Source organism: Xenorhabdus budapestensis (genome assembly GCF_017743015.1).
Classification (GTDB): domain Bacteria; phylum Pseudomonadota; class Gammaproteobacteria; order Enterobacterales; family Enterobacteriaceae; genus Xenorhabdus; species Xenorhabdus budapestensis.
Genome location: NZ_CP072455.1, coordinates 2378395 through 2404913, shown reverse-complemented (window position 1 = coordinate 2404913; position 26519 = coordinate 2378395). Strand labels below are relative to the sequence as shown.

8 protein-coding genes and 1 pseudogene are annotated in these 26519 nt (G+C 41.0%); 6 read left to right on the top strand and 3 right to left on the bottom strand.

Annotated elements, in window-relative coordinates; all coding sequences use genetic code 11:
- Positions 1-240 precede the first annotated feature (240 nt).
- Positions 241-4146, top strand: a complete 3906-nt coding sequence (gene hrpA, locus HGO23_RS10510; protein WP_425330494.1) for an ATP-dependent RNA helicase HrpA — start codon at positions 241-243, stop codon at positions 4144-4146.
- A 172-nt stretch (positions 4147-4318) separates the two neighbouring features.
- On the opposite strand, the pseudogene HGO23_RS10505 reads toward hrpA, so the two are convergent.
- The 3 genes and pseudogenes from HGO23_RS10505 to ydgH form a co-directional block, all read right to left on the bottom strand.
- Positions 4319-4723: pseudogene (locus HGO23_RS10505) on the bottom strand (fimbrial protein); the annotation flags it as partial.
- Between the two features lie 595 nt (positions 4724-5318).
- Positions 5319-6710 (bottom strand): basic amino acid/polyamine antiporter, encoded by a 1392-nt coding sequence (locus HGO23_RS10500; protein ID WP_209026586.1) that lies wholly within the window; start codon positions 6708-6710, stop codon positions 5319-5321.
- Positions 6711-7189: 479 nt separating this feature from the next.
- A complete protein-coding gene (gene ydgH / locus HGO23_RS10495) occupies positions 7190-8143 on the bottom strand; it encodes a DUF1471 family protein YdgH (RefSeq protein WP_209026585.1) in 954 nt (317 codons plus the stop codon).
- A gap of 448 nt (positions 8144-8591) precedes the next feature.
- Between ydgH and pntA the strand changes: the two genes are divergently transcribed.
- The 5 genes from pntA to HGO23_RS10470 all read left to right on the top strand — a co-directional run bounded on the left by pntA (position 8592) and on the right by HGO23_RS10470 (position 26315).
- A complete protein-coding gene (pntA, locus tag HGO23_RS10490) occupies positions 8592-10121 on the top strand; it encodes a Re/Si-specific NAD(P)(+) transhydrogenase subunit alpha (protein WP_209026584.1) in 1530 nt (509 codons plus the stop codon).
- 10 nt (positions 10122-10131) lie between these two features.
- On the top strand, positions 10132-11520 hold the full coding sequence (gene pntB / locus HGO23_RS10485) for a Re/Si-specific NAD(P)(+) transhydrogenase subunit beta (protein ID WP_209026583.1): 1389 nt from the start codon (positions 10132-10134) through the stop codon (positions 11518-11520).
- Positions 11521-12097: 577 nt separating this feature from the next.
- On the top strand, positions 12098-15607 hold the full coding sequence (locus tag HGO23_RS10480; protein ID WP_209026582.1) for a non-ribosomal peptide synthetase: 3510 nt from the start codon (positions 12098-12100) through the stop codon (positions 15605-15607).
- Complete coding sequence (locus tag HGO23_RS10475) at positions 15604-20307, top strand: non-ribosomal peptide synthetase (protein WP_244967780.1); 4704 nt, start codon at positions 15604-15606, stop codon at positions 20305-20307. The genes HGO23_RS10480 and HGO23_RS10475 overlap by 4 nt, the downstream gene beginning before the upstream one ends.
- A complete protein-coding gene (locus HGO23_RS10470) occupies positions 20304-26315 on the top strand; it encodes a non-ribosomal peptide synthetase (RefSeq protein WP_209026581.1) in 6012 nt (2003 codons plus the stop codon). Before HGO23_RS10475 ends, HGO23_RS10470 begins: the two co-directional genes overlap by 4 nt.
- The last annotated feature ends 204 nt before the right edge of the window (positions 26316-26519 follow it).

Genomic DNA, 26519 nt, shown 5'->3' with positions numbered 1-26519 from the left:
TTTTAATTCCTTCATAACACCAGTAACTAATGTATTGTCACTAATACATTGCCGATTGTTTCTATGTGTTAGCTATTTTAATGAGGTTATCATTCAGACAATAGCTCAATATTTCGAGATTGGCGTTCAAAATTATTGAACAATAGATTTGTCAGCCGAATATGTAATAACATAACTAAAAGCGGTGTTGAGAAAAAAGACAACCCGATTCAATTAAGAATGTCACAAGGATTTATCACAGTGGAATCACCTTTGACAGCACCAATTGCTGAATTATATGCTGAACTTGAGCACACTCTGTTGCGCGATCAGTTCCGTTTAAAAAAACGTCTGCAAGGCGCAGCAAAAATAAAAAATCAAGCCTCCTTACAGGCTGTAGCTCAATCTATTTCTGCGGATATTGCAGCGGCAAAACAAAAAGTTATCAATCGTCAGACCGCATGTCCTCCGATTAAATACCCAGAAAACCTGCCTGTCAGCCAGAAGAAAAAAGATATCTATAAAGCAATCAGGGATAACCAGGTTGTTATTATTGCAGGGGAAACAGGCTCCGGTAAAACCACCCAGATCCCGAAAATATGTCTTGAATTGGGCAGAGGGGTAAAAGGGCTGATTGGTCATACCCAGCCCCGTCGTTTAGCGGCTCGTTCGGTTGCCAGCCGTATTGCGGATGAACTGGAAACACCACTTGGTTCAACAGTGGGTTACAAAGTTCGCTTTAATGATCAGGTTAGTGACAATACGTTGGTCAAATTGATGACTGACGGTATTTTGCTGGCTGAATTGCAGCAGGATCGTTTGCTATTACAATACGATACGCTGATTATCGATGAAGCACATGAACGTAGTCTGAATATTGATTTTATATTAGGTTATTTGCGTCAGTTATTGCCGAAACGCCCTGATCTGAAAGTCATTATTACCTCCGCGACTATCGACCCTGAGCGATTCTCCCGCCATTTCAATAATGCCCCGATTATTGAAGTGTCAGGCCGTACTTATCCGGTGGAAGTCCGTTACCGTCCGATGGCAAGTGATGATAATGACAGTGATCGGGATCAGCTGGAAGCTATTATTGATGCAGTAAATGAGTTAAGCCGGGAAAGTTCTGGTGATATTTTGGTTTTTATGAGCGGAGAGCGGGAAATCCGCGATACTGCGGATGCACTCAATAAACAGAATTTTCTGCATACTGAAGTGTTGCCGCTGTTTGCCCGTCTGTCCAATAGCGAACAAAACCGGATCTTCCAACCACATGTTGGGCGGCGCATTATACTGGCAACTAACGTCGCAGAAACCTCATTGACTGTCCCCGGAATAAAATATGTCATCGATACTGGGTATGCACGCATTAGCCGTTATAACTATCGGACTAAAGTTCAACGTTTGCCGATAGAGCCAATTTCACAAGCATCGGCGAATCAACGTAAAGGCCGCTGTGGCCGTGTTTCTGATGGGATCTGTATTCGACTCTATTCAGAAGAAGATTACTTATCCCGCCCGGAATTTACCGACCCTGAAATTCTGCGTACCAATCTGGCATCGGTTATTTTGCAGATGACCTCAATTGGCTTAGGAGATGTCAGTGCTTTTCCATTTGTTGAAGCACCGGATAAACGTAATATCCAGGATGGTGTCCGTTTGTTGGAAGAACTTGGTGCCATTGATACGGAAACCTCATTTGGCGGGATTTACCGGCTGACACAAATAGGACGGCAGCTTGCACAATTGCCTATCGATCCTCGTCTGGCTCGCATGGTATTGGAAGCAAGGGCTCATGGTTGTGTGCGGGAAGTGATGGTGATTACTTCAGCATTATCCATTCAGGATCCACGGGAAAGGCCACTGGAAAAACAGCAGGCTTCGGATGAAAAACATCGTCGTTTTGCCGATAAAGATTCCGACTTTATCGCTTTCCTGAAATTATGGGATTTTCTGGCAGAACAGCAAAAAGCACTTTCCAGCTCCCAATTGCGCAAACTTTGCCGTCAGGATTACCTGAATTATCTGCGGGTCAGAGAGTGGCAGGATGTTTACACTCAGCTCCGGCAGGTTGTCAAAGAGATCGGTATTCCAGTCAACAGTCAGGAAGCGGATTATCGCAGCATTCATATTGCGTTACTGACAGGATTGTTATCTCACATAGGTCAGAAAGATATGGAGAAACAGGAATATACCGGTGCCCGTAATGCTCGGTTCTCTGTATTTCCCGGCTCTGGATTATTTAAAAAACCGCCTAAGTGGGCGATGGTCGCTGAATTGGTAGAAACCAGCCGCCTTTGGGGGCGTGTTGCTGCGCGCATTGAACCGGAATGGATAGAGCCTCTGGCGGCACATTTAATCAAACGTCACTATAGTGAACCGCACTGGCAGAAATCTCAAGGTGCGGTCATGGCATCGGAAAAAGTGACATTATATGGCTTGCCGATTGTGACAGGTCGTCAGGTCAATTACAGTCAGATTGATCCGATGTTGTGCCGTGAATTATTTATCCGCCATGCGCTGGTGGAAGGGGATTGGCAGACTCGTCATTCATTCTTCCGTACTAATCTCAAGCTACGTGAAGAAGTTGAAGAGCTTGAACATAAATCTCGTCGCCGGGATATTCTTGTGGATGATGAGACTTTATTTAGCTTTTACGATCAACGAATTGGCAAAGACGTGGTTTCTTCCCGCCATTTTGATCGCTGGTGGAAAACAGTCAGTAAAGATCAGCCGGAACTGCTCAATTTTGAAAAGAGCATGTTGATTAAAGGTGATGCCAATAAAATTAGTGCGTTGGATTATCCGAATTACTGGCACCAGGATAATTTGAAATTCCGCTTAACATATCAATTTGAACCGGGAACTGATGCGGATGGTGTCACTGTACATATTCCGTTGCCGATATTAAATCAGGTCAGGGATGAAAGTTTTGACTGGCAAATTCCCGGAATTCGCCATGAGTTGGTTGTGGCATTGATTAAATCGCTGCCGAAGCCGACCCGGCGTAATTTTGTCCCTGCACCTAATTATGCGCAGGCATTTCTGGAGCGAGTAACGCAACCACAGGCGATCTTGCTGGATAGTCTTGAGAAAGAACTTCGTCGCATGACAGGTGTGATGGTGTCACGTGATGAGTGGCAACCGGAGCAGGTTCCTGATCATTTGAAAATGACTTTCCGCATTATTGGTGAAAAGAATAAAACCTTGGCGGAAGGAAAAGATCTTTCGGCATTGAAGTTGAAACTGAAAGATAAAGTACAGGAAACACTTTCGGCGGTAGCAGATGATGGTATCGAACAAAGCGGGCTACATATCTGGAGCTTTGGTGAGCTGCCTAAACGCTATGAGCAGAAACGTGGTGGCTATTCCGTTAAAGCATTTCCTGCGTTGGTGGATGAGAAAGACAGTATTGGTATTAAATTGTTTGAAACGGAGTCTGAACAGCAAAATGCGATGTGGGAGGGAACTCGTCGATTACTGTTATTGAATATTCCCTCACCGATTAAATATCTGCACGAAAAGTTACCGAATAAATCCAAACTTGGTCTCTATTTCAACCCGTATGGAAAAGTGTTGGATTTGATTGATGACTGTATTTCCTGTGGTGTGGACAGATTAATCGCAGAAAATAGCGGGCCAGCATGGAATGAACAATCGTTTGCAAGTTTACAGGATAAAGTTCGCGCCGATTTGAATGATACAGTAGTTGAAATTGCCAAACAGGTAGAACAGATCCTGACGACGGTTTTTGCTATTAATAAGCGTCTGAAAGGGCGGGTCGATATCGCTCTGGCACTGGCTTTATCTGATATTAAAGAACAAATTTCCGGTTTGGTCTTTAAAGGATTTGTCACAGCCCACGGTTGGAAACGTCTGGCGGATGTTTTGCGTTACCTGAATGGTATTGAACGTCGATTGGAAAAATTGGCGATTGATCCAAACAAGGATAGGGCACACATGAGCCGGATTGAGAATATCCAGCAACAATGGCAGCAGTGGTTAGCGAAACTTTCTGTCCAGCAGAAGCAATTGCCGGAAGTGAAAGAGATCCGCTGGATGATCGAAGAACTGCGTATCAGTCTGTTTGCCCAACAATTGGGGACAGCGTATCCGATATCTGATAAGCGTATTTTGCAGGCGATGGAAAATATCGCTGCGTAATGTTTTAGGGGCTTAAGGTTTTGATCGTCAAGGCACTAAGGCCCCATTTCTACGTTGAAATGTTCAACTTACCATTTATAGTTACAACATACTTTTAAGGACTCAAAACTACCGATGATGACGTAAAAAATATTTACGTCATCATCAAAAAAAGAGGAAAGAAGTGATTTATTTATTCGTAAGTCAACGTAATTGTTGTTGTTACATCCGCTTTTCCCGGTGTAATCCGTGGGTGAGTTTGAATATAACGTGCTCGCAGTGGAAATGAAAAGTGTGTTACGTATTCAGCATTTGCTTTAATCGGCTTACGTATCTCTAGTAGCTGATTATAAAACAAAATTTGCAGACCAATTCCTGTTTCCGTGACGTTGTCACTATTATAATCCAATGCCCAGATATTATTGATGCCACTTTTTGCCGGGCGTCCATCCAGTATTATGTTGACTTTGGCGTTTGGATCGCAATCAAATTCTAAGCGGAAATCTTTTGTCCCTGCGGTACTATTTATACCACGAAACTCACTCGCTCTGATTTCTCCCATATTGACTAACATTGTTTTACGGGTAAGGGAGCAACTCGGAGTTGGAGTAACAACACGTGTTTCTGCTAAACATTAATAGCATTGTAATTCAGAGGATAGAATGTTTTTTAATCGTGAATGAGCTTTTATTCTGTTTTATAAGATTAACTATTAATTGGAGAAAGTTTGGTGGGATAAATATAAGGATAAAAGTGTTTATTTTTGCACTTTTATATTTTTACTATATATTTAACCAATTATTATTTATTTGGGATGAATATCCTATGACTGGCATTAATGCCTGATATTTAACATTGGGTAGATGATAAAATTAGTATTTTCAGTCTATATAACTAATAGAAATTAGCTCACTATTAATAATAACTGCCATAATATAATTTGTATAATGGGTACTTAAAAAAACCTTGAAGCAATAAAACAGAATAAATATTTATGTATAGGGTGTTTTTTGATCTCATGATTACATATTAGTTACAACATACATTTATCTAAATACATAAAAAAAACTCAGCAGGAGACCATATCAAAAAAGAGAAGGGGGAGCTTGAAAAAGGAGAGAAGTAAGCTTCTCTCCATGATCTTATTAGATGATTTAGACTGATAAATAGTCAATGGATGCAAAGAATAGGTTCTAGTGAGTCAACAACCAGGTAGAGGGAATCGTTGTCAGTAATAAAATAGTAATCGCAGATTTTTCTAATATATTTAGATCATTACACCCTTGATTTTGTTTCCGTGCATATAGGAAAATCAGTAATCCGGGAGCATACAATATAACAGAAAGCAGCAGATGCATTAAACCTGAAGCATAAAGTAACCACAAACCATAGGTACAAGCCCCGGTAGCGATGAACAATAAAACTCGATTACTACGCTCAAATGCCACTTTTACTAAAAATGCACCAACCAAAAAGTAAGGAACAAGTATCATTTCTGATGCAATGGAAAGCAATGTGTTGTAATTACTGCCACTTAACCAAATCAAGACCAACGCTAACTGAACGGCTCCATTTGTGATCCACAGTGAAGATGCAGGCGCTTTTTTATCATTCTGTTTACTAAATTCCTTAGGAAATGAGCCATGCAGAGAAGCAATAAAAGGTACTTCTGCCGCCATAATTGTCCAGCTCAGATAAGCACCACAGACGGAAACGATTAAACCAGCAACAATAATAACTTCACCTGCTGAGCCAATTAACCCTACCATCACATTTGCCATAGAAGGATTACGCATTGCGGCTAATTCAGGTCTGATAGCTAATCCCAATGAGAGTAGGGTAACAAGCACGTAAACACTCAATGCTGAAATAACAGCCAATATAGTTGCAATACCAATATCTTTACGTTTTTTGGCTCTGCCAGAAACCACGACTGCACCTTCAACACCAATAAATACCCATAAGGTTATCAGCATGGTATCTTTGACTTGCTGCCAAACGGGGACACCCATCTCAACGCCGGTGAAATCGAATGTAAATATGTCCATTTTGAAAGCGATGGCAGCTAGAACGATAAACATTCCTAGTGGTAACAGTTTTGCCATTGTGGCTAATTGATTGACACCTGCCGCTGTTTGTACTCCTCTGAGTACAAGCCAGTGAACGAACCAAAGTAAGAGCGATTCACCAATCAACGCTTGCCAAGTATTTCCATCACCGAAAATCACGGAATGCTCAGTATCAGTAAAAAAACTTAATGCCGCAAAGACGATCACCAGATAAGAAACATTGGCAATAATAGCGCAGAACCAATATCCCCATGCAGAACAAAAGCCGACTAATTCACCAAACCCTTCTTTAGCATAAGTAAAGATACCACCGTCCAAATCAGGGCGGAGGCGAGAGAGCAAAAGTAAAGACGTAGCTAAAAAGAGAATACCTATGCCTGTGATCCCCCAACCAAGCATTAATGCCGCTGGGCTACCTGCGTATGCCATATTTTGTGGCAAGCTGAATACACCCGCTCCAACCATAGAACTGAACACAAGTGCTGTTAGAGACGTAAGGCCTAATTTCTTTTCCAAAGATACGTTCCTAAAAGTAAGATAAAATCAACACGATTAGCCAGAATACTTATTCTGAATATCGAACACATATTGGACATTTATTGCATCCATGCTACAGAATGCAGAAATATTCAGTAGTTAAATCTAAAAAACAGGGCGATTCTACGGAGTGAAAAGGTTGTATGCAATGGGTGACTATGCAAAAAAATATAAAAATTATGCATAAAAATATATTTTTCTCTAATAAAATAAATTGTAAATGACTTTTTCGTTCCTCTCTATGTTCTTAAGAAACAATCAGATGTTCATATTGTAAACATTTTTAATGATACAAACTTGAATTTACCTTTGTGAAACAAATAATAAACAGTTATGAAAAACGTGTAAATGAAGGTCAAATAATGAATTTTGTGGATATGACAAAAGCGATCCATAGAAAAAAAGGCACACATTAGTAGATGTGCCTCTTTCATAAATTGACTTGAGAAATAAATTGATTATTTAAATAAATCTGCGCTAATGGTAACGTTGCCACCATTAGACTGCCATTCTCTTGTAATATGGTAGTATTTTGCCCCTTTTTCTGCTGCACGTTTAGCGACCTGATAAGATACTTCAGGTTCAGTTGTGTAATAGCCAGAGAAAGTGATGGAATCAAAAGGCACCATCTGAGCCGCAGATGCTTTATTCAATTCTTCAATTTTTGTTCCGTTAGGCAAGGTTACAGTGTAACGGCTACTTTTTGATGACTGGGTTTCAAAAAAGCGACCAATAACATTGCTGGTTGATGTTGACGAGGCAACACCCGGAATTTCAACTTTCTCAGCAGCTTCTCCACCTTGTGCTAAAGCCTGACGTCCCGCATCGGAATCGGCTGGGATTACTGCTTTATCAGATTGTACTTGGCGTTTTGGTGCATCTTCTTTATAGATGTAGGCTGTAACTACCTGATTACCACCATTGTTCGGGGCAATATCCCGAACGATAAAGAAAGAGGCGGCATTTTTCTTTTTAGTTACTTTGGCAAGAGCCTCTTTCAGATCAGGATCAGTTGGGAAATAACCACTTACTGTCACCGTATCGAAAGGTTCCAGAGTGACAGCTTCGGTTTTAGGTAATTCTTTTATCCCACGATAAATGCGATATTGAGTGGTTTTATCTATTTTTTCTGCATCTTTATGATACAAATCAGCAACAACCCGTAAATTACCACTTCCATTGAAATCGTCTAGACTCTGAATGTAGAAACTATCGGCACCTTTTTTATCAGCCTGACGGGAAACCGCATCGGCTGCTTCATAAATTGCATTAAAACGCCCGGTTACTGCGATTCGTTCAAATGGCTTAAGTTCAGCAGCTTGCTCTGGTGTTAATTCTTTTGCTGCATGTGCTGCGGTAATTGTTGTTAATGAGAACATCGCAGTTGCGATGATCGTGGTCTTCAGCTTCATAAAAAATCCTTTCGCCTTGCGCATTAAAATATTTATAACGTGCTGAACATTGTTCTGTATCACATAGGCCATAATTATTACATGTAATAATGCCAATTGTCGCAAGAATTTATTCTATTCAAATAACTGCTTATCTGTTTTTGGCACATGACGCCAAGACTTTTAATGAAGATATTGATTTATATAAAAATAATCATCGTTTACATTGAAGGTTATTTTATTGTCAGAAATATTGTCTTTTAGAATCCTTATGTTACCTTAATGGTATTATTTCATTTATATGTTTTTGTTGACATACCCTATAGATTTCAAGATGCAACTTTAAATATGGCGGGTATAAATCTCATTGATAGGTTTTACTAATAGTAGTAATAAAAACAATCTAATCGTTAAATTGGCTTCAACAGGTAATAATCAGCAATATTTTATCCTTAAAGAAGGAAACATTATGCATATTGGTGTACCAAAAGAGCAATTTCCCAATGAAGCTCGCGTTGCTGCCACACCATCAACAGTGGAGCAATTACGGAAGTTAGGATTTAATGTAAAAATTGAAACAGGAGCAGGGTCTCTTGCCAGTTTTGATGATGTTGTTTATCAGAAAGCCGGGGCTGATATTGCAGAGCATTATGAAGTTTGGCAATCAGACATTATTTTTAAAATAAATGCTCCGGAAGATAAAGAAATTGAGTTAATGAAGGAAGGAGCAACATTAATCAGTTTTATCTGGCCAGCTCAACATCCTGAATTAATGGAAAAATTAGCAAAACGCAAAATAACTGTTCTGGCAATGGATGCCGTCCCACGGATTTCCCGCGCCCAATCATTAGATGCCTTGAGTTCAATGGCAAATATTGCTGGTTATCGTGCCATTATTGAAGCAGCTCATGAATTTGGCCGTTTCTTTACTGGTCAGATTACTGCTGCCGGTAAAGTACCACCCGCTAAAGTTATGATTATTGGTGCTGGTGTTGCTGGTCTTGCTGCTATCGGAGCCGCAGGTAGTCTCGGTGCGATTGTCCGTGCTTTTGATACTCGTCCAGAAGTTAAGGAACAGGTTCAAAGTATGGGTGCCGAGTTTTTGGAATTAAATTTCAAAGAGGAAGCGGGAAGTGGGGATGGTTATGCAAAAGTGATGTCAGAAGCCTTTATCAAGGCTGAGATGGAACTGTTCGCTGCTCAAGCAAAAGAAGTTGATATTATTGTTACAACAGCATTGATTCCGGGTAAGCCTGCACCAAAACTGATTACCAAAGAAATGGTGGAGTCGATGAAACGGGGTAGTGTGATTGTCGATCTGGCTGCACAAAATGGAGGAAACTGCGAATTTACAGAAGCCGATAAACTTGTTGTGACAGACAATGGAGTCAAGGTTATTGGTTATACTGATCTCCCCAGCCGCTTACCTACCCAATCATCACAATTATACAGCACTAACTTAGTTAACCTTATGAAATTGCTGTGTAAAGAGAAAAATGGTGAAATTACCATTGATTTCGATGATATTGTTATTCGTGGTGTCACCGTCATTAAAGAAGGAGAGATCACCTGGCCTGCACCACCAATCCAGGTTTCAGCGCAACCCTCTAAACCTGATGTTATTAAGAAAGCAAATAAACCAGCAGACCCCCCTAAATCACCGTGGCTGAAGTATGGGTTACTGGCATTGGCCATTATCCTTTTTGGTTGGTTAGCAAATGTTGCTCCGAAAGAGTTTCTGTCCCACTTTACCGTATTTGCTCTGTCTTGCGTGGTTGGATATTACGTTGTCTGGAATGTCAGCCATTCATTACATACTCCATTAATGTCTGTCACTAATGCTATTTCCGGGATTATTGTGGTCGGAGCAGTATTACAAATAGGCGAAGGTGGATGGGTAAGTTTCTTCTCTTTCATTGCAGTGTTGATTGCCAGCATCAATATTTTTGGTGGGTTCACTGTTACACAACGTATGCTAAAAATGTTTCGTAAAGGATAAGGGGTAACTTATGTCGAATGGAGTAGTCACTGCGGCATATATTGTTGCCGCTATCTTATTCATTTTCAGTCTTGCGGGGCTTTCTCGTCATGAAAGTTCCAAACGAGGCAATATCTTTGGCATAACCGGGATGGCAATTGCCCTGATTGCGACCATCTTAGGGCCGGATACAGGTAACGTTGGCTGGATTATTCTGGCAATGATTATTGGGGCAGTCATTGGAACTCGTCTCGCTAAAAAAGTAGAAATGACTGAAATGCCAGAATTAGTCGCTATTTTGCATAGTTTTGTTGGTTTGGCTGCTGTTTTGGTTGGGTTCAATAGCTTTATGGCCCACGATATTTTTGCTGATGCCATTATGGAAAATATTCATCTGACAGAAGTTTTCCTTGGGATCTTCATTGGGGCTGTGACCTTCACAGGTTCGGTTGTAGCATTTGGTAAATTACGCGGAAAAATTTCATCCAAGCCATTAATGTTGCCACATCGCCATAAACTTAATCTGGCTGCTTTGGTTGTCTCTTTTGTGTTGATGATTAGTTTTATCAAAACAGAAAGCGTCGGTTTACAGATTTTCACTATGCTCATCATGACGGTAATCGCATTAGCTTTTGGCTGGCATTTAGTGGCATCCATCGGTGGGGCAGATATGCCGGTTGTTATTTCCATGCTGAACTCATATTCAGGCTGGGCGGCCGCTGCGGCAGGTTTTATGTTGAGTAATGACTTACTGATTGTAACTGGTGCTTTAGTGGGTTCTTCTGGTGCGATCCTCTCTTATATTATGTGTAAGGCGATGAACCGTTCCTTTATTAGTGTTATTGCCGGTGGTTTTGGTAGTTATGGAGTCTCAACGGATGATAATCAGGAAATGGGGGAATATCGTGAAACAACCGCAGAAGACGTCGCTGAACTATTGAAGAATTCTACTTCAATTATTATTACTCCGGGCTATGGAATGGCTGTTGCTCAGGCACAATATCCGGTACATGACATCACAGCAAGATTGCGTGAAAAAGGAATCAACGTACGTTTTGGTATCCATCCAGTGGCAGGGCGCTTGCCTGGTCATATGAACGTATTACTGGCTGAAGCTAAAGTGCCTTACGACATTGTTTTGGAAATGGAAGAAATTAATGATGACTTTTCTGAAACAGATACAGTTCTGGTTATTGGTGCCAATGACACAGTAAATCCAGCGGCACAAGAAGATCCAAACAGCCCGATTGCTGGAATGCCTGTATTGGAAGTTTGGAAAGCGCAAAATGTGATTGTTTTTAAACGATCTATGAATACCGGATATGCAGGCGTGCAAAACCCATTATTCTTTAAAGAGAATACACAAATGCTATTTGGTGATGCCAAAGCAAGTGTTGAGGCAATTTTACGTACACTATGATTGAATATATTTAATCGAATAAAATTTGAGAGCTTCGTATAAAAATCGAAGCTCTTTTTTGTTTGAAAATATCAGTTTTACATCTGATTTTTAATTAAATTCAAATTTATGTAGATTAAATAAACATCACAACTCAAACCGGGTTATTACTGAAATTTACAGATTTTTTTCTCTGAATATCATTTGTTTTGATGTAAAGTTCATATTACACAACCATCAAAAAATCTTTATGTTTTTTTCATTATTTTGATAACTAAGTCAAACAATACCGCTAAGGATTTTCGATGTTCATATGTTAACATGGTTATTAATTGCTTTCATTTTACCATTTTAAACATTATGAATAATTATTTGGATAAAGATTTTAATGTTAAAATTAAATTCCTATCTTACCTGCCTCATTCAATATTTCAAAAAATATTTATTGCACGATATATGTTAAAACATCGAATTTTAACTATATAAAAACATATCTTACCCATTTCAAAAAATGATAAAGAAAATCATTAATAAATATTTTTTTCGAAAGATTACTGAAATGTGCCTGAAAATTATTTTTATGTAAAAGGTGTTATATATGAAAAATGCAGCGAAAATTGTGAATGAGGCTTTAAATCAGGGAATTACTCTATTTGTTGCTGATAACCGTTTACAATACGAAACTAGCCGCGATAGTATTCCAGCAGAATTGCTCAGTGAATGGAAACAACATAAACAGGAGTTGATCGATTTTTTGAGCCAGATCGATTCAAAAGAAGAAATTCAGACATATCTGTTACAGAATATTCAACGAGATGGTAATGCAGAACATTATCCACTCTCATTTGCTCAACAACGTTTGTGGTTTATCGACCAACTTACCGAAGGTAGTCCCCAATATAATTGTCCTGGCTATTTGAGATTGCGTGAATCACTCAATCTCAATGCTTTTAAAACCGCTGTAAAAGCATTGCTTGAACGCCATGAAGCATTACGTACCCATTTTAAAATTATTGATAATGAGCCACGGCAGGTTGTAACAAATTCCTATGATTTACCTATTACGCTGCACGACCTGACGGCGTTGTCTGAAGCTGAGCAGAAAAACGAAGTTAAACAACTTAGTAAAGAAGAAGATGACTTGGTTTTTAACCTCAGTACTGACTTGATGTTGCGTATACGGTTGATAAAGCTGGCTGAAAATGATTATGTCATTATCTATACCATTCACCATATCGCCTGCGATAGTTGGTCAATAGAAATTTTTATCAATGAACTTATCACTTTATATCGTGCTTATAATAAAGGGGAAATAGCCCCATTATTGCCACTTAAAATCCAATATACCGATTATGCTCAATGGCAACGAAATTGGCTGCAAGGGGATATTCTGAAAAAACAACTGGATTATTGGCAAAACCAGTTATCAGGTATTTCTCCACTTCACCGTTTTCCACTGGATAACCCACGACCGGAGAAACAGAGTTTCGAAGGGAAGCTTAATGAGCAACGTATTTCAAAGGATTTGACTCAAGAAATCAGAGCATTATGTCACCAACATGAAGTCACTCTATTCATGTTTCTGGAGACAGCCTTTGCTGTATTGTTAGGTCGTTACAGTAATGAAAAAGACATTCTGGTCGGAACACCCCTTGCAGGGAGAATACACCATGATATTGAGCCTCTGATTGGTTTTTTTGTTAACTCTCTGGTGATCAGAACTGATTTATCTGGTCAGCCTACTTTCAGTGAGTTATTAAGGCAAAACAGTCGTACCATTCTGGATGCTTATGCACATCAAGATCTGCCATTTCAAATGCTGGTAGAGAAAATTAGCCCAGGAAGAAACTTAAATTATAACCCTATATTCCAAATCGCTTTTACTCTGGAGAATACTCAGCAAAGTACGACGTTAGCGCAGGATAATAATATTGAGATTGAAGAGCGCCTGCTTTTAAAAGTTCGATTTGATTTGGAAATTCATATTTATGAAGAAGAGGGAGGATTATCCCTTTTATGGGTTTATGACAGCAGCCTATTCAAAAATATTACTATCGAAAGATTACTCGCCAATTATGAAACTTTGCTTGCTAATATTGTTAGTGTGATGAAGCCACGTATCGGCTCAGATCTGATACACAAAGAACCCTCTGTCCATGACATTCCACTATTAGCAGAGGCTGAAATACACACTTTATTACATGAATGGAATGGGCCACAGGATCATAGCCAGCATGGCGGCTGTTTTCATGAACTGTTTGAAGAACAAGCTGCCCGACATCCTGAAAAAACAGCCGTTGTTTTTGGCAACAATTCATTGAGTTATCAGGAGCTAAATAAACAAGCCAACCAACTTGCTCACTACTTGATAGAACAAAATATCAAACCAGAAACATTGGTTGCACTCTGTATTCCTCGTTCATTACGCGCTGTCGTAGCACTATTGGGGATTATTAAAGCAGGTGGAGCTTATCTGCCGTTAGATACCAGCTATCCAACATCCCGTCTCCAATATATGCTGGAACACAGCGAAGCTGAATTCATTCTGACCGAAAAAAATCTGATAGAAAAACTCCCAATCAGCCAGCAGAAAGTTGTCTGTTTAGATGCTGATACAATACAGTCACAATTGCAGCCCATGCCTACGGGCAATATCGCTGAACGTCCATTTCCACTAACAGAAAATAATCTGGCTTACGTCATTTATACCTCCGGTTCTACTGGTAAACCGAAAGGGGTTATGTTGGAACATAAGGGGTGGGTCAACCTGGCACTTTCACAGGCGGGTTTATTTGGTGTTGATTCATATAGCCGGGGATTACAGTTCGCTTCCTGGAGTTTCGATGCCATGATCTTAGAAATATCTATGACACTGGCATATGGCGCAACACTGTATTTAATTTCAGAAACCCAACAGCATACCCCTGAATGGTTGGATGAACTCGTTGAAAAACATCAGATTACCCATGCTGTATTACCGCCTGCTTTGCTGCCTTACCTGGACTTTAACAAGTGGCGTTGTGTCTCAACTTTGCTTTTAGCGGGGGAAGCTGTACCACCACAAGTCGCGGTTCGTTGGTCACAGGACAGAAAACTGTTTAACGTATATGGCCCGACAGAGTGTACTGCCATTGTGACTTCTGGCTTATTAACTGATGACAAAATTACGATTGGGAAACCATTGCCTAATACCGTTATCCGTATTCTTGATCCATCAGGCAATCTAGTACCTATTGGTGTTGCGGGGGAATTATGTATTGGTGGCACCCAACTGGCACGCGGGTACTTGAATGCTTCTGAAACGAACGCAACGAAATTTATTACTGATTTGACAGAAAAATCCCAATCCCAACGTTTGTACCGAACGGGAGATTTAGCCCGTTGGTTGCCTGATGGTAGTGTGGAATATATTGGCCGGATTGACTCTCAAGTCAAGATTAGAGGATTCAGGATTGAGTTAGGAGAAATCGAAGCTGCACTGACCGGACATGACGCCTTAAGCAGCGCGGCGGTTATTACTTATGGGAACGATAAAGACAGAAGATTGATTGCCTATGTTTGTCCAACCGCAGATTGGTTGGGTGAAAGAGTTTTGCAAGTTAATACCGAAAACATCTCCCAATACTCAGCTATTAAAGCTGAACTTTCAGAACAACTCGAATCAGCACTGAAAAAACAATTACCAGAATACATGGTTCCAAGCCTTTATATTCCGTTAGAGCGAATGCCACTCACGTTAAATAATAAAGTGGATAAAAAAGCGTTGCCTACTCCAAATGAAAATGATTTCCGCCAACAAGATTATGTCGCGCCAAGAAATGAAATAGAGAAAAAGATCAGTCAATTATGGCAAGAGGTACTGGGTGTCAGTCAAGTCGGTATCCATGACAACTTTTTCGTACTGGGTGGTCACTCTCTTCAGGCAACCCGCCTTATCAGTTCAATACGTAATGATCTGAACATTGAAATACCATTGAGCAGTGTCTTTGAGCAGCCAACACTTGAGCGGTTATCACAAGAAGTCACGGTTTACCTGGTGAAAGAAAAAAGAAAATATTTCTACACTGAGCAAGAAATAACGAAAAAACTATTGGAAGGTGATATATGAAAAATGCAGCACAAATTATTAATGAAGCTTTAAATCAAGGGATCACTTTGTTTGTTATTGATAACAAACTGAAATACAAAACCAGCCGTGACAATATTCCACCAGGCTTGCTCAGTGAATGGAAACAACATAAACAAGAGTTGATTGATTTCCTGAATCAGATCGATTCAGAAGAGGACACGGACACTCACCGACTGCAAGATATTCCGCGTTATGACCGTGCGGAACATTATCCACTCTCATTTGCTCAGCAACGTTTGTGGTTAATTGATCAACTAACCGAAGGCAGCCCTCAGTATAACTGCACAGGTGATTTCAGGTTGAGAGAGCCACTCAATCTCAACGCTTTTGAGGCTGCTATAGCAACATTACTTGAACGCCATGAATCGCTGCGTACTTATTTCAAAATTATTGATAATGAACCACGGCAGATTATCACTACTTCCTATGATCTGCCTATTACAATGCATGATCTGTCCTCGTTGTCAGAATCTGAGAAGGAACAACAGGTTAAACAACTCGGTGAACAAGAGTCGAAACAAGTCGTTGACCTCAGCACTGACTTGATGCTGCGTATTCGGTTGCTAAAATTAACAGAGGATGATTATTTCATTCTCTATACGATTCATCATATCGCCTGTGATGGCTGGTCGCTGGCAATATTTATCAGTGAACTGCTCACATTATATCGTGCCTATTGTCAGGGCGAGGATAATCCTCTGCCACCATTAAAAGTTCAATATACCGATTATTCCCAATGGCAACGGGATTGGTTGCAAGGTGATATTCTGGAAAAACAACTGGATTATTGGCAAAACCAGTTATCAGGTATTTCACCACTTCACCGTTTTCCACTGGATAATCCACGCCCAGAAAAACAGAATTTTGAAGGGGATGTCCATCCACAGCGTATTTCAAAGGCTCTGACCCAAGAAATACGAGCACTGTGTGCCAAACATGAAGTGACGTTATTTATGTTTCTGGAAACGGCTTTTGCTGTGTTGTTGAGTCGTTACAGTAGTGAAAAGGATATTCTGGTTGGAATGCCACTTGCAGGACGAAGACACCGTGACACAGAGTCTTTGATTGGATTTTTCGTCAATTCACTGGTGATCAGAACGGATTTATCCGGTCAGCCTACATTCAGTGAACTATTAAAACAAAATAGTCGTACCATCCTGGATGCTTATGCACATCAAGACCTGCCTTTTGAGATGCTGGTAGAGAAAATCAGTCCAGAACGGAATTTAAATTATAATCCTATTTTCCAAATCATGTTTGCAGTACAGAATAATCAACGGGATACCACTCTGGAGCAGGATAGCATTGTCACATCTAAAGAACGTTCGCTTCTGACTATCCGATTTGATTTGGAAGTCCATATATATGAAGAAGACGAAGGTGAGTTATCCATTGGGTGGATCTCTGACACCAGCCTGTTCAGAAGTGCGACCATTAACAGATTAATCGCCAATTACGAGATCTTGCTGACCAATATTGTTGATGTGATGAAACATCATGCTGGCATCAGCGAGCCATCTGTCCATGACATTCCATTACTAGCAGATGCTGAGCGAAATACCTTACTATATGAATGGAGTGGGCCACAAGTTCCTTACCAGACCGGGAAATGTTTCCATGAACTCTTCGAAGATCAGGTATCACAACACCCTGAAAAAAATGCACTGATCTTTGATAATAACTCCCTAAACTATCAATCATTAAATGAACAAGCCAACCAATTGGCGCACTATCTGCTTGAACAGGGGATCAAACCGGACACATTAGTTGCCCTTTGCATACCACGATCATTACAGGCGGTTGTGGCGTTGTTGGGTATTCTTAAAGCGGGTGGGGCTTATTTACCGTTAGATCCCAGTTATCCGAAAGCCCGTCTCCAATATATGTTAGACCACAGTAAAGTAGAGTTCATTCTGACCGAAACTCACCTTGTTGAAAAACTCCCAATCAGCCAGCAGAAAGTCATCTGTTTGGATACCGAGACAATACAGTCACAGCTGCAATACATGCCCACAGATAATATTACTGAGCGTCCACTCCCGCTCACGGAAAATCATCTGGCTTATGTGATTTATACTTCTGGCTCTACCGGCAAACCGAAAGGGGTGATGCTGGAACATAAAGGGTGGGTTAATCTGGCATTTTCGCAAGCAGATTTATTTGGCATTGACTCACATTGCCGGGGATTGCAGTTTGCCTCCTGGAGTTTTGACGCCATGATCTTAGAGATGTCCATGACATTAGCCTATGGCGCAACACTGTATTTGATTTCAGAAACTCAACAGCGTTCCCCTGAATTGTTGGATGAAATCGTTGAAAAATATCAGATAACCCATGCTGTACTACCACCAGCACTGCTTCCTCATCTGAATTTTAACAAATGGCGTTCTGTCTCAACCTTGCTTCTGGCAGGTGAAGCAGTACCTCCACAGGTTGCTGTTCGCTGGTCACAGAATAGAAAACTGTTTAACGTATATGGCCCGACAGAATGTACATCCATTGTTACCACGGCTTTACTAACTGACGAACAGGTCACGATTGGAAAACCTTTACCTAACGTTGTGATGCGTATTCTTGATCCAGAAGGTAACTTGGCTCCGATGGGCGTTATCGGGGAACTGTATATCGGCGGTGTTCAGTTAGCACGCGGTTACCGAAACTCACCGGAAATCACGGCAAGGCAATTTATTTGTGATCCATTCAGTCCACATTCAACAGATGGCCGGGAAAACAGACTTTACCGAACTGGTGATTTAGTGCGCTGGACACCGGATGGTCAGTTGGAGTTTATCGGCCGTGTTGACTCTCAGGTTAAGATCCGTAGTCACCGCATAGAGTTGGGTGAAATAGAAACAGTTTTGTCCGGGCATGATGCTTTAAGTAGTGCTGTTGTTATCGCTTATGGTCAAGATGAAGAGAAAAAACTCATTGCGTATGTCTGCCCAAGTACAGGATGGTTAGGTGAAAAAGCCACTGAATTTAACGCAGGTAACGTTGAAAACTGGACAGAAATTTTTGATGAGCAGTATCGTCAACCCATAACGGAGAATACTCAGCAAGAAAATATAAGTGATTCAGTCGAATCAGGTAGTGATTTCAGTGGCTGGATGAACAGCTACACTAAACAGCCGATTGCTCTTGAACAGATGGAAGAGTGGTTAGCAGGAATAATGCACCGGATTAACGCCCTGAACCCTCATCGTTTACTGGAAATTGGTTGTGGTAGCGGATTACTGTTGTATCGCTATGCTGAGCGGTGTGAGTCAGTGGTGGCTACTGATATTTCGGCTGAGGTTCTGAACCGACACCAACATATTCTGCAACAACATGGCTGGTCACATGTGCAACTAAGAAGAGGAGACGCGCTCAACTTAGGAACATTACATACTGACGAATTTGATACTGTCGTGATTAACTCCGTTGTCCAATATTTCCCCAATGTTCAATATCTGGAAAAAGTGCTTGAACAGCTAATGTCTGCGGTGACAGCAGGAGGAAAAATTCTGTTGGGTGACATTCGCAATTTAGATCTATTAACCGCCCATGCTACAGCGATAGAGCAAAGTCATCTTAACGGGCAGCGTATTCAGGTAGGGGTACTGGCGAACCGTATTCAGCGGCGTTTACAACAAGAACCAGAGTTCTTACTCAGTCCAACTTATTTTGCTCAATTACCGGAGCGTTATCCTGAAATCGGCCGGGTTGATATTCTGGTTAAACGTGGCATCGGTGATAATGAAATGCTGCGTTATCGTTACGATGTCATCTTACATAAAAGAGATGAAAATACCGAATCTTGTCATGAAATGCCACTAAATTGGCACAATTTCGATTCTTTTGAAAGTCTGGGCAATTTGTTACAGATGGGCACAGAGGATACATTTGGTGTTTCAGGCTTTTCTAATGCCAAAGTTAAAGATGATCTTGCTTGGGCAGAAGGGCTGCGTCACTGGTCAGCCAATCAGATGATAACACCACCAGAAAATGCCGGCAGTTTCTCCCCACAGGCATCAAAACAGGTTCAGGAGTTTGAATCTTTACTGCAATATGCTGAACAATGTGGTTATCAATGTGGTGTGACTTGGTCACAACAGCAACCTGATTTACTGGATGTGATTTTCAGCCGCGGAGAGTTACCACCAGTACAGGCACGTACCGGCTACAATCAAAACCATTTAGCTAACTATCCGCAAATTTCGGCCATTAGCGGAGAACTTTCAGAATTACTCGAATCTGCACTGAAACAACAACTGCCAGAATATATGGTTCCTGGTCTTTATATCCCACTGGAGCGTATGCCACTCACGTTAAATAATAAAGTGGATAAAAAAGCGCTACCGATCCCAAATGAAGACGATTTACGCCGACAAAACTATGTGGCACCAAGAAATGAAATAGAAATTAAAATCGGTCAGTTATGGAAACGTTTGCTGAACGTCAGTCAAGTCGGCATTTATGACAATTTCTTCACATTGGGGGGGCATTCACTTCAGGCAACTCGTCTTATTAGTTCAATACGCAACGAATTAGAAATAGAAGTTCCGTTGAGAAGTGTTTTTGAACATCCAACACTTGAGCAATTATCACAAATTATCACTATTCACCTGATCAAAGAAAAAAGAAAACATTTCCAGGTTGGGCAAGAAACCGCACAAAAACTATTGAAAGGTGATATATGAAAAATGCAGCGCGAATTGTCAATGAGGCTTTAAATCAGGGAATTACTCTGTTCGTTACTGATAATCGTTTACAATACGAGACCAGCCGCAGCAGTATTCCGCCAAAGTTGCTTAATGAATGGAAACAACATAAACAGGAGTTGATTGATTTTCTGAATCAGCTCGATTCAGAAGAGCAAACTCAGACGTATCACTTTTTGCAAGATATTCAGCGTGATGGCAAAGCAGAACATTATCCGCTTTCATTTGCTCAACAGCGCTTATGGTTTATTGATCAGCTGGATGGAGGCAGCCCCAAGTATAACTGTATGGGTGATTTCAGGCTGCCGGGAGCCATTAACATACAGGCGTTTGAGGCAACCGTTAAGTCATTACTTGAACGCCATGAAGTGTTGCGTACCCATTTTAAAACCATCAATAATGAGCCGCGGCAATTTATTGTCACTGATTATGATTTACCGATTACACACCATGATTTATCTGCGCTACCTGAAACCGAAAAAAATTATCAGTTAAAACAAATTGGTAAGGAAGAAGAGAGTTTGATTTTTAACCTTAGCACGGACCTGATGTTGCGCGTCCGGTTAATAAAATTGGCAGAAGATGATTATCTTATTATTTATACGGTTCATCATATTGCCTTCGATGGTTGGTCGCTGGCAATATTTCTCAATGAATTTTTCACGTTATACAAAGCTTATTGTCAGGGTAAAGCAAATCCGCTGCCGCCACTGAAAATTCAATATACCGATTATGCCCAATGGCAACAGGGCTGGTTGCAGGGTGATGTGCTGAAAAAACAACTGGCATACTGGCAGCATCAGCTAACTGGAATTTCGCCAGTTCATCGTGTGCCACTGGATAATCCACGGCCAGAGAAACAAAATATCGAAGGGTGTTTTCATACACAACGTATTTCTTCGCAGTTAACCCAAGCAATCAGGGGACTGTGTGTTAAGCATAACGTTACCTTATTCATGTTTCTGGAAACGGCTTTTACTGTATTGCTTAGCCGTTACAGTAATGAAAAAGACATTCTGGTTGGAACAGCAATTGCCGGCAGGCAACATCCTGATATTGAACCGTTGATCGGTTTTTTCGTCAATTCACTGGTTATCCGAACGGATTTATCTGGTCATCCTACTTTTAGTCAACTCTTAAAACAAAACAGTCGTACTATTCTGGATGCCTACGAGCATCAAGATCTGCCATTTGAGTTGGTGGTAGAAAGGCTCAGCCCGGAACGAAGCTTAAATTATAATCCGATATTTCAGATCATGTTTGCAGTACAGAACAACCAACAGGATACAACGCTGGAACAGGATAATATTACTGACTTTGGGAGTGATTTACTTAAAACGACTCGATTTGATTTGGAAGTCCATGTTTATGAAGAAGAAAAAACAAACGAATTATCTATAGTCTGGGTCTCCGACACGATTCTGTTCAACAGTAGTACCGTTGAGAGATTCATTGCCAATTACGAAACTTTGCTTTCTGGTCTTGTTGAGGTGATGACAGATGATTCAATCAATAAAGAACCCTCTGTTCATGAACTCCCATTATTGGCAGAAGCTGAAAAACAGACCTTACTGCATGAATTAAACGGGCCACAGAACCACTACCCACCAGGACGTTGCTTCCATGAATTGTTTGAAGAACAGGTGGCACTGAATCCTGAAAAAACTGCGCTGGTTTTTGGTGATAGTACTTTAAGTTATCAGGCCGTTAATGCTCAGGCCAATCAATTGGCTCATTACCTGATTGAGCAAGGTATCCGGCCAGATATTCTGGTTGCAATTTGCCTTCCCCGGTCGTTACAAACGGTGATTGCACTGCTAGGCATTCTCAAAGCCGGCGGAGCTTATGTGCCGTTGGATGCCAGTTACCCGCAAGCCCGCCTGCAATACATGTTGGAGGACAGCGGGGCCGAATTTATTCTGACCGAAACAGCGCTGGTTGATAAATTACCCATCAGCCAACAACGCGTTATCTGTCTGGATACCGACGCGGTACAATTGCATGTGCAAAACCTGCCCACCGACAATATTGTTCATCGTCCGGCGCCCCTGACAGAAAATCATCTGGCCTATGTCATTTATACTTCGGGTTCTACCGGCCGGCCAAAAGGAGCCATGCTGGAGCATAAGGGTTGGGTGAATCTGGCACAGGCGCAAGCTATGTTATTTGGTGCGGATGCTGATATTCGCGGGTTGCAATTTGCTTCCTGGAGCTTCGACGCCGCAGTGTTGGAAATGGCAATGACTCTGGCCTATGGTGCCACGCTGTATTTGATTTCAGAAACACAGCGCCGTTCGCCTGAATGGCTGGATGAGATGGTTGAAAAATACCATATAACCCACGCTGTACTCCCGCCGGCGCTGTTGCCTCATCTGGATTTCAACAAATGGCGCACCGTTTCAACCTTGCTGTTGGCAGGGGAAGCGGTGGCACCACATATCGCCGCACAGTGGTCGCAGGGCAGAAAGCTGTTTAACGTTTATGGTCCGACAGAGTGTACTTCGATTGTGACTACCGCCTTATTAACGGCAGATAAGCGAGTGACGATTGGAAAACCGTTGCCGAATACCGTAATGCGTATCCTGAATTCCGACGGTAATCTGGTGCCTCTTGGGGCTATCGGGGAACTGCATATCGGCGGCATTCAACTGGCACGTGGTTACCGCAATGCACCGGATATCACGGAAAAACAGTTTATCCGAGATCCCTTCAGTATCAACCCAGACCGACTTTACTGTACGGGTGATTTAGTGCGCTGGACGCCGGAAGGTGAGCTGGAATTTATTGGCCGACTGGATGCGCAGATTAAAATTCGCAGCCATCGCATTGAATTGGGGGAAATTGAAACTGTTCTGGCGGGGCAGGAAATTTTAAGTAATGCTGCCGTGATCGCTGATGGTCATGACAGTGAAGACAGGAAACTCATTGCTTATGTTTGTCCGAGCACGAATTGGCTGGCAGAGAAAGCGGCCGCTTTTAATGTGGATTACCTTGAAAGCTGGACAGAGATCTTTGATGGTCAGTATCGGCAGGAGATAACAGAAAACTCTGCTATTGATGCTACCGATAAGAGCGATGACGATAGTGATTTTGGTGGCTGGATGAACAGTTATACCGAACAACCGATTGTGTTGGAACAAATGGAAGAGTGGCGGACGGGAACCATGCAGAGGATTGAATCCCTGCACCCCCGCCGCTTATTAGAAATCGGCTGTGGATCTGGCTTATTGTTATATCGTTATGCTGAACGGTGCGAATCAGTATTGGCCACTGATATTTCAGCGGAAGTATTGGCTCGTCACCAGAAGATTTTGCAACAGCGTGGCTGGTCGCACGTAGAACTAAGAAGGGGAGATGCACTGAATTTAGGCACAATCACGCCTGATCAGTTCGATACCGTTGTGATTAATTCCGTTGTTCAATATTTTCCCAACATTCAATATCTGGAAAAAGTCATTACACAGTTATTGCCTGCGGTTGAAGCCGGGGGGAAAATTCTGCTGGGAGATATCCGTAACTTAGATTTGTTAACTGCACATGTAACGGCCATCGAGAAAAATCGCCTGAATGGGCAACGTATTTCGGTGGGTACACTGGCAAATCGCATTCAACGGCGTTTACAGCAAGAAAAAGAGTTTTTACTTAGTCCGAGTTATTTTGCACAATTGCCGATGCGTTACCCAGAAATTGGTAGAGTTGATATTTTGGTTAAACGTGGTGTTGGTGACAATGAAATGCTGCGCTATCGTTATGAAGTGATATTACATAAGTGCGATAAAAATGCGAAATTATGTTGCACTTTACCCATAACCTGGTGCGACTTCAATTCTATTGAAGCGCTTCGTAATGTGTTAGAGGCAGGCGAATACGATACATTTGGCGTTTCCGGTATTCCTAATGCCCGCATCAAAGAGGATTTTGATTTAGCGGAAGGGCTACGTCATTGGCCATCTAATCAGATAGTTTTTCCATCAAAAGATACCAGCGGTTTTTCTCCAGAAGCAACAGAGCAAGTTTTGGCACTCGAATCTTTACTTCAATATGCGGAACAGTGCGGCTACCAGTGTGAGCTTACCTGGTCACAGCGGCAACCTGATTCATTGGATGTGATTTTCAGCCGTGGTGAATTACCTCAAATACAGGCACGCTCAGATTACAGCCAAACTCATTTGGCCAATTATCCGCAACTCCCTGCCATTGGTGGAGAACTTGCAGAGTTACTGGAATCTGCACTGAAAAAACAATTGCCTGAATATATGGTGCCCAGTCTTTATATCCCATTGGAGCGCATGCCACTGAATTTGAATAATAAAGTGGACAAAAAAGCATTACCTATTCCGGATGAAAGTGATTTACGTCGTCAGACTTATATCGCACCGAGAGATGAAATCGAGGAAAAACTCTGTCAGTTATGGCAAGAACATCTAAAAATCAATCAAATTGGTATTTATGATCATTTTTTCTCGCTTGGTGGTCATTCACTCTTGGCTGTTAAGATAACCGCTTCCATAAGAAATACTTTAACCAATAATTTCAGTATGCAGCAGTTATTTGCAAATCCAACCATTGCACAGGTTGCAAGTGTAATTCGTAACAGTTATAAGCACGAAATATCTGTACCGAAGACAATACACAATATATCTGATGGAAAAATACCTATTTCTTATAGTCAGAAACTGTTTTGGTATTTTGTTCAAGAAGGGTTATTGGAGGACAGTTTCCACGTACCAATTGCTTTGCTGATGGAGGGAGAACTGAATCATAGTGCGTTGGAAAAAAGTTTAAATACTATCTTAGAGCGACATGAAAGTTTACGTTTTAAGTTTTATAAAGAAAATGAGCAGATTTTCATGCAGCCTGATAACAATATGAAAATTAACCTGCAAGTTATCGAAGCATTACCAAGAGGAATAGAGAAAGAACAAATTATTATTGAAATTAACAAGCTCTGGCAAGAGAAATTAAGAACACCTTTTGATATTTATAGTGACCCACTAATCAGGACATTTTTACTGCCTGTTTCGGAAAAAATCACGGTATTACTTATTGATATACATCACATAATTTCCGATGGATGGTCTATCAATATCATTATGAATGAGTTTAAACAGTTATATACGGCTTATTCTCGGGGGCAAGAAAATACGTTATCACCGGTTGCCATGCAATATTCTGGTTATGTTTATGACTTGCAAGAAATTCATACAACTGAGGCGGTTAAAAAACAGATTAAATTCTGGCAACAACAATTTTCCGAAGTTAGTATAGAACGTAATTTCCCCGTTCCTTTCAAACATCATCTGGCCTCAAAATATCGGCCTCACGCCCGACATATCAAAATACCTGATTCACTCGATAAAGCTGTTTCGCAATATTGTGAAACTCATAAGATCACGCCTTATATGTTATTTATGGCTTTATTCCACACTTGTCTTTTTATGTACTCCGGTGAATCACAACATATTGTTACCTCACCAAAAGCTGACCGTACTCGCATAGAAAGCCATCAAACAGTCGGGTTATTCTTAAGTGAATTAATAGTAAAATCGACCATCAGTAAGGAGATGAGCCTGCAAGAAATCATTAAGCAGGTTAGTCAATTTATTCATCGTGCCATAGAGAATTCAAATATCCACATGTCTGTCGTGATTGAAGCGGTGGGAGAAAAGGCGATGGATAATATATTTAAAGTTCTGTTTAACTATTTAGATGCGCAAAATCTCTACGATTTTATCGACATGTCTAAGAATGGAAAATTATCACTGCCAAATCTTGATGTGGAATTGATAGAGGCCCAAGTGATTCCTTTTGAATCACTTGGGATGAATCTCATATACATGCCACAAAATATCGTGTGTGATATCAATTACAATCCGGAGCTGTATACAGAAGAAGTTATTGATAATCTGGCTGAATATTATGAACGACTACTAAATATCATCGTATCCGGTCAAGAAAAAGAGAGTATCAGTCAGTTTTATGGCTAAATTTTCCTGAAAAATTAATAAATTAGCCTCATGGATGAGGCCAATAACGAATTTGGCGGTCAAAGTTGCCTCAGTCAATTGTTAGCATTAATATATGCAATTGTGAATCATATGTAAAAATTCTTCTCTCGCTCGCTTCATTTTCCCTTGATTGATAAATCCTATCAATATATAGGCAATTGATCGTCAATACCGATCAAATTG

Coding starts and splice junctions, on each gene's coding strand:
- HGO23_RS10470 (WP_209026581.1), top strand. CDS start 20,304: ATGAAAAATGCAGCGCGAATTGTCAATGAGGCTTTAAATCAGGGAATT.
- HGO23_RS10480 (WP_209026582.1), top strand. CDS start 12,098: ATGAAAAATGCAGCGAAAATTGTGAATGAGGCTTTAAATCAGGGAATT.
- pntA (WP_209026584.1), top strand. CDS start 8,592: ATGCATATTGGTGTACCAAAAGAGCAATTTCCCAATGAAGCTCGCGTT.
- HGO23_RS10475 (WP_244967780.1), top strand. CDS start 15,604: ATGAAAAATGCAGCACAAATTATTAATGAAGCTTTAAATCAAGGGATC.
- ydgH (WP_209026585.1), bottom strand. CDS start 8,143: ATGAAGCTGAAGACCACGATCATCGCAACTGCGATGTTCTCATTAACA.
- pntB (WP_209026583.1), top strand. CDS start 10,132: ATGTCGAATGGAGTAGTCACTGCGGCATATATTGTTGCCGCTATCTTA.